Source organism: Sphingopyxis sp. GW821-FHT12F08 (assembly GCF_058806755.1).
In genome coordinates this window covers 45,736-58,038 of sequence record NZ_JBXAQA010000010.1, presented here as the reverse complement: position 1 = coordinate 58,038, position 12,303 = coordinate 45,736, and the positions used below count along the sequence as shown (strand labels likewise).

Annotated in this window: 10 protein-coding genes; 4 read left to right on the top strand and 6 right to left on the bottom strand. The window is 68.1% G+C overall.

Going from position 1 to position 12,303, the window contains the following annotated elements; all coding sequences use genetic code 11:
- Positions 1–107: 107 nt before the first annotated feature.
- From AC1RNQ_RS21370 to AC1RNQ_RS21355, 4 genes are all read right to left on the bottom strand, one after another.
- Positions 108–1,265: a cell wall hydrolase gene (locus AC1RNQ_RS21370; RefSeq protein WP_493174520.1), complete on the bottom strand. Its 1,158-nt coding sequence runs from the start codon at positions 1,263–1,265 to the stop codon at positions 108–110.
- Between the two features lie 9 nt (positions 1,266–1,274).
- Positions 1,275–2,195 carry a cysteine synthase A gene (gene cysK, locus AC1RNQ_RS21365; RefSeq protein ID WP_493174518.1) on the bottom strand — a complete coding sequence of 307 codons (921 nt, stop codon included), beginning with the start codon at positions 2,193–2,195 and terminating at the stop codon, positions 1,275–1,277.
- The gene (locus AC1RNQ_RS21360; protein WP_493174516.1) at positions 2,192–2,860 is read right to left on the bottom strand and encodes an RBBP9/YdeN family alpha/beta hydrolase; all 669 of its coding nucleotides are present in this window, start codon (positions 2,858–2,860) and stop codon (positions 2,192–2,194) included. Before AC1RNQ_RS21360 ends, cysK begins: the two co-directional genes overlap by 4 nt.
- A gap of 150 nt (positions 2,861–3,010) precedes the next feature.
- A complete protein-coding gene (locus tag AC1RNQ_RS21355; protein ID WP_493174514.1) occupies positions 3,011–4,321 on the bottom strand; it encodes an MFS transporter in 1,311 nt (436 codons plus the stop codon).
- Between the two features lie 306 nt (positions 4,322–4,627).
- Between AC1RNQ_RS21355 and AC1RNQ_RS21350 the strand changes: the two genes are divergently transcribed.
- The 3 genes from AC1RNQ_RS21350 (at position 4,628) to AC1RNQ_RS21340 (ending at position 9,524) form a co-directional block, all read left to right on the top strand.
- Positions 4,628–6,346: a DUF885 domain-containing protein gene (locus AC1RNQ_RS21350; RefSeq protein ID WP_493174512.1), complete on the top strand. Its 1,719-nt coding sequence runs from the start codon at positions 4,628–4,630 to the stop codon at positions 6,344–6,346.
- A 200-nt stretch (positions 6,347–6,546) separates the two neighbouring features.
- Positions 6,547–7,749 (top strand): TIR domain-containing protein, encoded by a 1,203-nt coding sequence (locus AC1RNQ_RS21345; RefSeq protein ID WP_493174510.1) that lies wholly within the window; start codon positions 6,547–6,549, stop codon positions 7,747–7,749.
- The gene (locus AC1RNQ_RS21340) at positions 7,746–9,524 is read left to right on the top strand and encodes a tetratricopeptide repeat-containing protein (RefSeq protein ID WP_493174508.1); all 1,779 of its coding nucleotides are present in this window, start codon (positions 7,746–7,748) and stop codon (positions 9,522–9,524) included. The genes AC1RNQ_RS21345 and AC1RNQ_RS21340 overlap by 4 nt, the downstream gene beginning before the upstream one ends.
- 265 nt (positions 9,525–9,789) lie before the next feature.
- Here AC1RNQ_RS21340 and AC1RNQ_RS21335 read toward each other — a convergent pair whose 3' ends face one another.
- Complete coding sequence (locus AC1RNQ_RS21335; RefSeq protein WP_493174506.1) at positions 9,790–11,091, bottom strand: RsmB/NOP family class I SAM-dependent RNA methyltransferase; 1,302 nt, start codon at positions 11,089–11,091, stop codon at positions 9,790–9,792.
- 37 nt (positions 11,092–11,128) lie between these two features.
- Between AC1RNQ_RS21335 and AC1RNQ_RS21330 the strand changes: the two genes are divergently transcribed.
- The gene (locus AC1RNQ_RS21330) at positions 11,129–11,338 is read left to right on the top strand and encodes a DUF1674 domain-containing protein (RefSeq protein WP_493174504.1); all 210 of its coding nucleotides are present in this window, start codon (positions 11,129–11,131) and stop codon (positions 11,336–11,338) included.
- Positions 11,339–11,394: 56 nt separating this feature from the next.
- Here AC1RNQ_RS21330 and AC1RNQ_RS21325 read toward each other — a convergent pair whose 3' ends face one another.
- Entirely contained in the window at positions 11,395–12,171 is a 777-nt protein-coding gene (locus AC1RNQ_RS21325; RefSeq protein WP_493174502.1) for a SapC family protein, read from the bottom strand.
- Between the last annotated feature and the right edge of the window lie 132 nt (positions 12,172–12,303).

Here is a 12,303-nt window from a genome sequence, read left to right as displayed (position 1 = left end):
CCGACGCCCAAGGCCTCGACCCCTCCACCATGCTTCGCATGGTCCCCCTCCCCACGGCTGCGCCGCAGGGAGGATTAAGGACGTCCGCTCACCACCCAAAGTCGCCATCACCTTTTCATGCACTGCCGCACATCGTCGCGCTTGTACTCGCTGCAGTTCCACAGCGCCTTTTCGAACCCCGCCTTATCGTCGCGCAAGTAGGAAAAGGTCATCGCCGCGCGCTGGGTGTCGCTCATCGCTTCGGTCTCGGGCTTGAGCGTGGGGTTGGTCCAGCCCATGAACTTGCAATATTCGCGCGTGCCGCAAAGCCGCAATGCGAGCGTCACGAAGCTTTCGGGGGTCGCCTTGCGGTCGAGCGTGATCGTGATCGTCTCGCGCCCGCCCGAGACCACTTGTCCGGGCACCGCGCCGCCGGTAATGCGCGGCTCGCCGACCGCGGCGTCGACCTCGGTCGCAGCGAGCTCGGCGGGCAGTCCCGCCATGTGCAGCGGCGACAGCGCCGCCATCTTGGCGATCGGCGTCTCGACCCCCGATATCGCGCCGCGGAACGCGCCCGGCGTGCCCCAATAGCCCGGCCAGCGGAAGAAGAGGTGGGTGTCGACGATCGCGATCTTCTCGAGGCTGTCGCTCCAATAGGGGCGCACCCAGTCGGTGTGGTAATGCGTCGCGAGCCCGACGCGCGGGTCGACCCCGCCCGCGAGCACGATCTCGGCATTGACCTGCGCGCGCGTCCACGCCGCGTCCGAATAGCGGCGGGCGAGCGCGCCGTCGCAGGTGAAGGTGAACTGGCAGCCGGTGACGCGCTCGGACCCCTGGAACACCACGCCGCAGATCGACTTGGGAAAGGCGGGGTGGCGCGCGCGGTTGACGATGACCTGGCCGACCGCGCGCTGACCGAGATTGTCGTCGCCCGCCTCGTAGAGCATCGCCGCCGCGAGGCAGTCGCGCGCGCGGCCGCGGTTGTCGGCATCGCCCGCGTAGACGAAGGGCCGCGCCGCGACGACGCCCTTGGTGATCAGCGGGATCTTCGCATTGGCGGCGCGCGCGTCGTCCTCGGTCACCGGCGCGAGTTCCATCGGCAGCACTTCGGGCACGACGGTCGCGGGCGGCGCCACCGGGGGCAGGCGCACGCTATAGCTGGCGGGGCCGCTGACGCTGCTGGCGTAAAGCACGCCGACGATCGCCGCGACCGCGAGCAGCGCGAACAGCCATGCCGACCGGTCGCGCCACAGCGGCACTGCATCCTGGGGCGTCTTCGACGCCATGGCGGGGACTCAGATTTCCGGGAGGAAGTCGGGGACCGAGAGATAGCGCTCGCCGGTGTCGTAGTTGAAGCCGAGCACGCGGCTGCCCGCGGGCAGTTCCTTGAGCTTCTGTGCGATGGCGGCGAGGGTCGCGCCCGACGAGATGCCGACGAGCATGCCTTCCTCGGTCGCCGAACGGCGCGCGAAATCCTTCGCGTCGGCGGCGTCAACCTTGATCACCCCGTCGAGCAGGTCGGTGTGCAGGTTGCGCGGGATGAAGCCGGCGCCGATGCCCTGGATCGGGTGCGGCGCGGGCTGGCCGCCCGAGATCACCGGCGAGGCCTCGGGCTCGACCGCATAGACTTTGAGGTTCGGCCAGCGTTCCTTGAGGAACTGCGCGGTGCCGGTGATATGGCCGCCGGTGCCGACCCCGGTGATCAGCACGTCGATCGGGCTGTCCTTGAAATCCTCGTAGATTTCGGGGCCGGTGGTGCGGACATGGACGTCGATATTGGCCTCATTCTCGAACTGCTGCGGCATCCACGCGCCGGGCGTGGTCTCGACCAGCTCGATCGCACGCTCGATCGCGCCCTTCATGCCCTTTTCGCGCGGGGTCAGGTCGAAGGTCGCGCCATAGGCGAGCATCAGCCGGCGGCGTTCGAGCGACATGCTCTCGGGCATCACGAGCACCAGCTTGTAGCCCTTGACCGCGGCAGCCATCGCGAGGCCGATGCCGGTGTTGCCCGACGTCGGCTCGACGATGGTGCCGCCCTGCTTGAGACTGCCGTCGCGTTCGGCCGCCTCGATCATCGCGAGGCCGATTCGATCCTTGATCGACCCGCCCGGGTTGCTGCGTTCCGACTTCACCCAGACCTCGGCGTCGGGGAACAGCTTGGCGACCCGGATATGCGGGGTGTTGCCGATGGTATCGAGGATCGAATTGGCTTTCATGGTCGGAATGCACTTTCCCTATGTTCGAAGCGCGGATCGCGGCGGACCCGGTTGGGCCAGTCGCCGGCCCGGACCCACAGCTTTTCATCGGCCAGGGCGGGCACGGGCGCGGGTTGTAACGAGGCGAGCAGATACTGTCCATAAGGCCAGTCGCCGATCCCCGAGTCGGCGTTGATATGCCCGAACGGTCCCGCGTTGACGAAGCGCGCATCCCATTGCCGCGACAGGCGCCACACATGCGCGGTCTTGGCATAGGGGTCGTTGTCGCTGGCGACGACGATCATCGGCGTGCGCGAGGTAAAGCTCGCGGGATCGGTGAAGCTCTGCGCGCGATTGTCGCGGCGCAGGTCGCCGAGGTCGGGCGGCGCGACGAGCAAGGCGCCGAGCACGCGCGCCCGCGCCAGCCCGCCCGCCGAGGCGAACCAGTCGGCGAAGGCGTGGCAGCCCAGGCTGTGCGCGGCGATCAGCACCGGCTCGTTCTCGGCGTCGATCGCGTCGGCGATGCGGCGCTTCCATGCGTCGCGGTCGGGGGCGCTCCAGTCGCCAAGGTCGATTCGCTCGCAATCGGCGAATTTATGCTCCCACAGGCTCTGCCAGTGGCGCGGGCCGCTGTTGTCGAGCCCCGGAATTGTCAGGATTTTGTGGCGGATCGGGGAAAATTGCATCTCGGATTCTCCATTGGTTGGGCCAGGGGAACCGCGGTGACGGGTGCAATCGAGATAACTCAACTAAAAAAATTGACAATCACTTTGTGGCGAAAGGAAGGCGACTTGCGACGAGTTGAAATCGCGCCTTCGGGCGGGCGCGAAAATGCGTCACTCGGCCTTTTTGAACTGCGGTTCGAAGGTGCGCGCGCGGCGCAGCTCGGGGAAGAGCCACGCCCAGAGCGCGGTGACGCCGACCGCCGCCGCGCCGCCCGCGACGACCGCGAAAACGGGACCGAAGGCCGCCGCCATCGACCCCGCGCGCATCTCGCCGAGCTCGTTCGACGCCGAAATCGCCAGCCCCGACACTGCGCTGACGCGCCCGCGCATATGGTCGGGGGTGTTGAGCTGGATCAGCGTGCCGCGCACGAAGACCGAGAACATGTCGGCGGCACCGAGCAGTGCCAGCATCGCCAGCGACAGCAGGAAGTTGGTCGACAGCCCGAAGGCCATCGTCGCGAGGCCGAAGACGACCACCGCCCACAGCATCTTGACCCCGACGTTGCGCTCGATCGGTCGCCAGGCGAGGCCGAGCGCGACGATAGCGGCGCCGACTGCGGGGGCGGCGCGCAGGAAGCCGAGCCCTTCGGAGCCGGTCATCAAGATATCGCGCGCATAGACCGGCAGCATCGCGGTCGCGCCCGACAGGATCACCGCGAACAGGTCGAGCGTGATCGTGCCGAGCAGGAAGCGCTCGCGCCAGGTGAATTGTAACCCGTCGGCCATTTCGCGCAGCGGGTGGCGGCGCACTTCGGTCGGCGGCGGCAGCACCGGGCGCACGCGGCTGATCGTGAAGGCCGAGATGGCGAGCAGCACCGCCGCGAAGATATAGACCGAGGTCGGGTGCGCGGCGTAGATCAGCCCGCCCGCGGCGGGGCCGATCACCGAGGCCGACTGCCACGCGATGCTGCTCATCGCGATCGCGCGCGGCAGCACCGCGGGCGGTACGATATTCGGCGCGATCGCGCTCATTGCCGGGCCGGAGAAGACGCGCGCGACGCCGTGCAGCGCGGCCAAGCCGAAAAGCAGGGGCAGGGTGAGCGCGTCGGTATAGGTGAACCAGCCGAGCGCGGCGGCGATGACGAGGTCGATGAGGTTCGAGAAGATCGCGACCCCGCGCCGCTCGAAGCGGTCGGCGACCCAGCCCGCGACGGGCGTGAGCACCGCGAGCGGCACGAACTGGAACAGCCCGAGCAGCCCCAATTGGAACGATGCCTCCTTGATCGACATGCCGTAATCGGTGCGCGCGGTGTCGTAGAGCTGATAACCGATCACCACCACCATCGCGATCGTCGCCATCACCGCGGTGAAGCGCGCGAGCCAATAATAGCGGTAGTCGGGGAAGCTGAGCGGCGAGGGGGCTTTGGACGGGGTTTCGGGCAGAACCGGTTCGTCGCTGTCGGGAGGAAGGATCGTCGCCATTGCCTTTCGCCCTAGCGGGCTTTGCGGGGGTGTCTAGGCCGATTGTGGGGAGGGGGAGGGCGGGGTGGGCGTAAGCGATCCTTCCCGGAACGGGGAGGGGGACCACCCGAAGGGTGGTGGAGGGGTACAGGAGATCATGCGCCGCGCCAGACTGCACGTGCCCCTCCACCATGCTTCGCATGGTCCCCCTCCCCCTGCGGGGGAGGATCGGCGACCACCCCAAACCCGCCGTTCGTCGATAAACAAGTGCCACCCATCCCCCATGGTGGCAGTACCCCGTCATCGTCATCGGGGGGGATACAGGATATGACACGCAAATTCGCAAGCGTCGGCACCGCCATGGCCGCAACATTGCTCGTCCTCAGCGGCTGCAACGCGTCGGACAACAAGTCGGCCTCGGCGCCGAGCGCCAAGACCTGGACCGCGTTCCGCGACCAGTTCCTCGCGGGCTATTTCCCGCTCAATCCCAATTTCGCGGTCTACCAGGGCAAGCACGAGTTTGACGGTAAGCTCCCCGACTGGTCGCCCGAGGGACTCGAGAAGCAGGCCGCCTTCCTCGAAAAGACCATCGCCGACGCCAAGGCCTTCGACGCCGAGATGACCGACGCCGAGAAATTCGAGCGCGACTATCTGATCAAGGTCGCCGAGGGGCAGCTCTTCTTCCTCCGCGATACCGATTTCGCGGCGAAGAACCCGTCCTTCTACACCGGCGCGCTCGACCCCAATGTCTATATCGCGCGCCCCTATGGCACCCCCGAGCAGCGGATGAAGGCGTTCATCGCCTATGCCGAGAATGTCCCCGCCGCCGCGGCGCAGATCAAGGCGAATTTGAAGCTCCCGCTCCCCGCGACCTTCGTCAAATATGGCACCGCAGGCTTCGGCGGCTTCGCCGATTATTACAAGGGCGACGCCAAGGCCGCCTTCGCCTCGGTCAAGGACGAAGCGCTGCAGAAGCAGTTCGACGAAGCCGTCGCCAAGGCCGGCGCGGCGATGACCGACCTCGCGAAATATGTCGGCTCGCAGCCGGGCACCGCCGACGGCTATGCACTCGGCGCCGACAAATTCGCCAAGATGATCCTGACCAATGAGGGTGTCGACACGTCGCTCGAGGAGCTCGAGCGGATCGGCCAGGCCGATCTCAAGCGCAATCAGGATGCGCTCAAGGCCGCCTGCGCCACCTATGCCGCGGGGATGACGATCGCCGAGTGCATGGCGAAGATGAACGCCGACAAGCCGACCGACGGCCCCGTCGCCGAGGCGCGGCGCCAGCTGCCCGCGCTCCGCGCCTTCCTCGTCGAAAAGGACCTCGTCACCATCCCCGGCACCGAACAGGCGCTGGTCGAGGAATCGCCGCCGTACAACCGCCAGAACAGCGCCTATATCGACATCCCCGGGCCCTATGAGAAAGGCCTGCCGTCGGTCTATTATATCTCGCCGCCCGATCCCGCGTGGGACCAGGCGACGCGCGATGGCTTCGTGCCGGGGCGCAAGGATTTGCTCTTCACCTCGGTGCACGAGGTGTGGCCGGGCCATTTCCTGAACTTCCTCCACTCGAACCGCGCGACAAGCATCTTCGGCAAATTGTTCGTCGGCTACGCCTTCGCCGAGGGCTGGGCGCATTATACCGAGGAGATGATGTGGGACGCGGGGCTGGGCGCGGGCGACCCCGAGACGCATATCGGCCAGCTGTCGAACGCGCTGCTCCGCGACTGCCGCTACCTCTCGGCCATCGGCCTGCACACCAAGGGCATGACCGTCGCCGAGTCGGAAAAGCTGTTCAAGGAACAATGCTATCAGGACGAGGGCAATTCCCGCCAGCAGGCGGCGCGCGGCACCTATGATCCCGCCTATCTCAACTACACGATGGGCAAGCTGATGATCCGCAAGCTGCGCGACGACTGGACCAAAGGCGACAAGACGAAGTGGAAGGCCTTCCACGACGAATTCCTCTCCTACGGCGGCCCCCCGATCCCGATGGTCCGCGCGGCGATGATGAAGGAAGCAGCGCCGAAGGCGGTGTTCTGACGCGAAATAGCCCTCTCCCCTTCAGGGGAGAGGGTTGGGAGAGGGGGAAGCATCCAATCCCCTCTTAACTCCGGCTAGCCGGTAAACCGGCAAGCCTGCATATCTCTCCCCTGAAGGGGAGAGAGCCGAGTGTGACCGCCGACACTGGCAATCGCCATCAACCCCCGCTAGCTTCACCCGCACAAACAGGGGGCTAGCCGATGGTCGACGTCTTCATTTCCTATTCGCGCGAGAACAAGGAGCGCGTCGCGCAGATTGCGCATGCGGTCCAGGCGGCGGGTTACGAGCTGTGGTGGGACGCCGAACTGCCGCCGCATCGCAGCTATGGCGACGTGATCACCGAAAAGATCGGCAGCGCCAAGGCGGCGATCGTCGTCTGGTCGCAGCAGTCGGCGCAGTCCGAATGGGTGCGTGCCGAGGCCGATGTCGCGCGCAACCAGAAGAAGCTCGTCCAGACGGCGATCGATGACGTCATGCCGCCGCTGCCCTTCAACCAGATCCAGTTCGCCGAGCTCGCCGACTGGAACGGCGAGGCGGACCATCGCGGCTGGCGCAAGGTGTTGATGAGCCTCGAGGATCTGTGCGGCCGCCCCCCGCTGACCGGCGGCGAGACGTCGGCCGCACCGCCAGCCCCGGCCCCGGCGCCCGTATCGGCTCCGGCAGCCGCACCTGCGCCGCCGCCCGAACCCGCAGCTGCGAAGGCATCGCCGCTCCCGTGGATCATCGGTGCGGTCGCCATCATCGGCGCCGCGCTCGCCTGGTGGCTGCTCCAGCCCACGCCGATGCGCACCATCGAGGGTAGCGGCCCTGCCTCAGGCGCGGGCAGCACGCCCGTCGCTGGCGCACCCGGCCCCGACGCCCCCGCGGCCCCCGGCGAGGCCTTCACCCTCGCCGCGGTGATCGACGATCCCGAGGGCTTCACCAACATCCGCGCCGAACCCTCGTCGCGTTCGGCGATCCTCGGCAAGGTGCTTGAGGGCGAGAAGTTCCTGACCTATCAACAAAGCGGCGCCTGGTGGCGCGTGCGCAAGGCCGACGGCACCACGGGCTATATGTTCCGCAAGCTGATCCGCGTGCTCGACGGCGCGAACCCCGATCCTGCGCCCACCGCAGGCCCGCCCATCGTCGCCCCCACCGGCGTCGGCGGCAGCGGGGTCGTCATCCCCGATTCGTCCGAGCGGCTGCTGACCGCGGACGACATCGCTTATTTTGGCGCCAACGAACTCCGCATCGCGCGCAACGAGATTTTCGCGCGCAACGGTTTCCGCTTCAAGGATCCGTCGCTGCGCGCGCATTTCGGCCGCTTCGCCTGGTACCGGCCCACCACCGACAATGTACAGCTCTCGGCCATCGAAAAGGCGAATGTCGCGCTGCTGAAATCGGCCGAAGCCGCCGCGCAATGAGCGAAGCGCCGGACTGCGCCGCCGCCGAGAAGGAGGTCGCGCTCCGGTTGCGGCACGGCGATGCGCTCAGCGCTTTCGACTGCGCCGCGGCGGCGCGCAAGCGCGGGCTCGAAAGTCCGCGGCTGCGCTACCTGATGGTCCGCGCGCTCGCGGCCTCGGGCGACAGCCTCGGCGCGATGCACCTCTACGAAAAGCTGGAACTCGCCGCGGACGGCGGCGCCGACAGCCTGTCGCTCGCCGGACGCATCTGGAAGGACGAGGCGTTCGATCACGAGGCGGCCGACCGGCGCCCCTGGCTCGAAAAGGCGGCCGCGGCCTATCAGCATGCGAGCGACGTGTCGGGCGAGAGCTTCCCCGCGATCAACGCCGCGAGCGTCTATGCGCTGCTTGGCGAGCGCGAACGCGCCGCGGCGCTGGCGGAACCGATCGCGGCGGCAGGGGCCGCGGGCGATTATTGGGACGCGGTGACGCTGGTCGAGGCGCTGCTGCTGCTCGGGCGGGGCGAGGAGGCCGTGGCGCAGGCCGCGAAAGCGGCGCAAATCCCCGACACGGCAATCGGCGACCGCGCCTCGACGTGCCGCCAGTTCGGGCGGCTCGCCGACAGCGGGGCGATCGACGCCGGCCATGCCGCGGCGGTGATCGCGCTGCTGCGCCCGCCGCCCGTCGCGGTCTATTGCGGGCGCATGTTCCGCGTCGGCGGAGAGGGCGAAGCGGGGGCGCTGCGCACCATTTCGGCCGCGCTCGACGCGCAGCCGCTGTCGGCGCTGATCGGCCCGCTCGCCTGCGGCGCCGACATATTGTTCGCCGAGCAGGCGCTGGCGCGCGGCATCGACCTGACGATCGTGCTGCCCTTTGCCGAGGAGGATTTCATCGCCCAGTCGGTGCGCTCGGGCGGCGACGAATGGGTCGCGCGCTACCGGCGTTGCTACGACGGTGCGGCGATGGTGCATTTCGCGAGCAATTCGCGCTTCGTCAGCGACGATTGCCAGTTCATCCTCGGCTCGCACACTGCGATGGGGATCGCCAAGCTGCGCGCGCGCGAGCTCGAGACCGAGGCGATCCAGCTCGCAGTGGTCGACCCCGCCATCGCCGCGCGCAGCGCCGGGGCGATCGCCGGAACCAACGCCGACATCGCGCTGTGGCAGGCGCGCGGCGGCCGCACCGTCACCATCCCGGTCGGCGGGCTCGACCGCGCGCTCGATTTCCCGCCCGCGCCGCGCCCGCCCGATCAGGTGCGCCGCGGCCTCTATGCGATTCTTTTTGCCGATTTTGCTGGTTTTTCAAAACTTGGCGAGGCGGAGTTGCCGATCTTTGCGCAGGAGGTGATGGGCGGCATCGGGCGCGTGCTCGACAGCTTCGGCGACGCCGTGCTGTTCCGCAACACCTGGGGCGACGCGGTCTATGCGGTCATCGCCGACCCCGCGACCGCCGCCCGAATCGCGCTCGCGATGCAGGAGCAGCTCGAAGTGCTGCCCCCCGCGCTCGGGCTCGAGGGCCACCGCGCGGGGATGCGCACCGGCATCCATTTCGGGCCGATCTACCGCGGGCGCGACCCCGTCGTCGGCAACGAGCTGTGGTACGGCACCGAGGTCACGCGCACCGCGCGGATCGAGCCGGTCACGCTGGTCGGGCAAATCTATTGCACCCAGCCGATGGCCGCGATGCTTGCGCTCGGCAGCGAAGGCGCGTTCAACTGCGACTATGTCGGCAAGGTCCAGCTCGCCAAGGACTATGGCGACCTCGCGCTCTACCGCCTGTCGCGCCGCAGGCGTTGAGTCCGAACTGGGTGTTTCCGCCTATGCCGATGTCTTGAAAGGGACTCGCACAAAGCCACGAAGCCACAAAGGCGTTCTGAATCCGTTCGCCCTGAGCTTGTCGAAGGGCCGTTCTTTCTTTTAGCGGCGCAACAAGAAAAACGGTGCTTCGACAAGCTCAGCACAAACGGTTCTGGAGAGGGTTCCTTCGTGGCCTCGTGGCTTCGTGCGAGATTTTTCGACGGTCCGGGCACGAGCGACGTTGCCCCACACAGCCAATCCCTGATCAGGACGGCGCGCGGAGCCGCGCGACGAAGAAGCCGTCGAGCCCGCCGGCATCGGTCAGCATGTCGGGCAGCGTCCGCACGAAGCCCTCCGCCGTCGGCGCGACCCCCGCGGGCAGTTCGTCGGCGCGCGCCGGCTCGATCGTCCATCCGGGATGCGCCGCGAGGAAGGCCGCGACCTGCTCCTCGCCCTCGGCGCGTTCGAGCGAGCAGGTGGCATAGATCAGCATCCCGCCGGGCTTCACCCACGCCGCCGCGCGGACCAGCAATTCGGCCTGCAGCGCCGCCATCTCGGCGATCTCGCGCGCCGCGATGCGGTGCAGCACGTCGGGGTGGCGACGGAAGATGCCGGTGGCCGAGCAGGGCGCGTCGAGTAGCACCGCGTCGGCGGCCTCGCCGGGTTCCCATTGGCGGATATCGCCCTGCACCACCGCGGCTTCGAGCCCGGTGCGGTCGAGATTTCCCTCGAGTCTCGTCAGTCGCTTGGCGCTCGAATCGACCGCGATCACCGACCAGCCGGCCGCGGCGAGCTGCATCGTCTTGCCTCCCGGCGCGGCGCAAAGGTCGAGCACCGTGCAGCCATCGCCCGCACCGAGCAGCCGCGCGGGGATGCTCGCGGCAAGATCCTGCACCCACCAGCCGCCCTCGCGAAAGCCCGGCAGGCTCTCGATCGCCTGCCCGCGCGGCAGGCGCAGGTGGAGCGATGCAAGGCTCGCGGCGTCTGGCCAGGCTGCCGCATCGGGTTCGGCCGTGAAGCTGAGGTCGAGCGGCGGCGCGGCGCTCCATGCGGCCTCGGCTGCAGACACCATCGCGTTGCCCCACGCCGCCGCCCAGCGTTCGGCGGTGGGCGCGGGCAGAGTGGCGCGTTCGGGCAGCGCCCATTCCTCCTGCTGCGCGCGCGACAATAGCGCATGCACCAGCCGCCGCGGCCCGCCGTCGACGAGCGGCAGCGCGGTCGAGACCACCGCATGCCCCGGGCTCTTCAGCACCAGCAATTGCGCGAGCGCGAGGCGCAGCACCGCGCGCGACTTGACGTCGTCGGGCAGCGGCTGCGCGGTCGCACCGTCGATCAGCGCGTCGATGTCGGTCATCCAGCGCAGCGTCTCGGACACGATCGCCACCGCAAAGGCACGGTCGGCGGGCGCCAGCCCCTGCGTCGCGGCGTGCGATGCGATGTCAAGCGGGTCGCCGCGGCGCAGGATCGCGTCGAGCAGGCGCAGCGCGGCGCGCCGCGGCGCGGTGCCGGGCGGATCGGCATCGGGCCGGCCGCGGCGGGCGTTGGGGCGGGGGCGGCGGTCAACCATGGTTGGCGAAACGGGCGAAAGGGCTTATCATGGCGCGATGACCCAGAGCAGCGATCAGGAGACTATCGGCGGCACCCCGCGCGCGACGAGGCGCCCCGCGCATGTCAAAGCCCCCGCGGGCTGGCAGAACAGCCCGGTTCCCGCGCCCGCGCCGATTGACGAGGAACCCGCCGAGGATCAGCCCGGCGGGCGCAACCCGGTGCGCTACGGCGACTGGGAGCTCAAGGGAATCGCGATCGATTTCTGAAACCGGGCGACGCGGGGCGGCGCGGAGTGCGCGGCCGATCCGCGTCGCCGGTCGCATCAGGCGGTCAGCGTGGCGGCGATCTCGGGCACCTTGCCGGCCTTGATCTGCTCGGCAAAGACTTCGCGCATCAGCTGCAGCGAGAAGAGGTGCGCGAAGATCAGGCCGAGCATGCCGTTCTGCATCATCTTGCGCAGCACGTCGCCGCGCAGTTCGCGCAGCTTGTTCTCGTCGACCATCTGGAAGCCGCGATAGATGAAGGGCTTGTCGCTGCCTTCGGGCTGGATGCTGACTTCGCCGTCCATCAGCAGGTCGGCCTTTTTCAGCTCTTCCATGAAGAAGCCGGTGCGCTGGCCGGCTTCCTCGAAATTCTTGCAGAATTCGAGCACCGCCTTGGTCGGCTCGCTCGGCTCGCCATTTTCGAAGAGCGCGTCGCCCTCGTCGAACTCGCCGAGCGCGCCCGAGGTCGGGTCGAAGCACAGCGACAGCTCGTCGCTGTCGGGGCGCAGCTTGGCGAGCAGGAAGGGATAGCGGCGGACATAGGCCGGGACATAGACCGGGTTGAGCAGCTTGCCGTCGTCGCCGACGAAGGTGTTGACCCCTTCGTTGAGGCCCATCAGCGCCAGCGGCACCGGATTGTCGCCCGCCGAAAAGACGATCGGGTAGAAGCGGCTCGCCGAAACAAATTCGTCGGAGGTCAACGGTACTGCGTGCTGGTTGATCAGGAAGTCGGCCTTGTCGAGCGCGCGCGCCCGGAAATTGGCGTGATCGACGCTCGAAAGCGGCACGAGGTCCTTGTAAAAGAGCGGCAGATTGGCAGCGGGCGCAGTGGCCATGATCGAACTCCGAAAACATTGAGCCCGCATGCGGGCGAAAAAAAGCGATTGCGCGCCTTATTGGCCCCGGCGCTGCGGCGCAAGGGGGCGATGACGGAGTGGGTGTGTTAGGTGGAGGGATTTTGGGGTTTG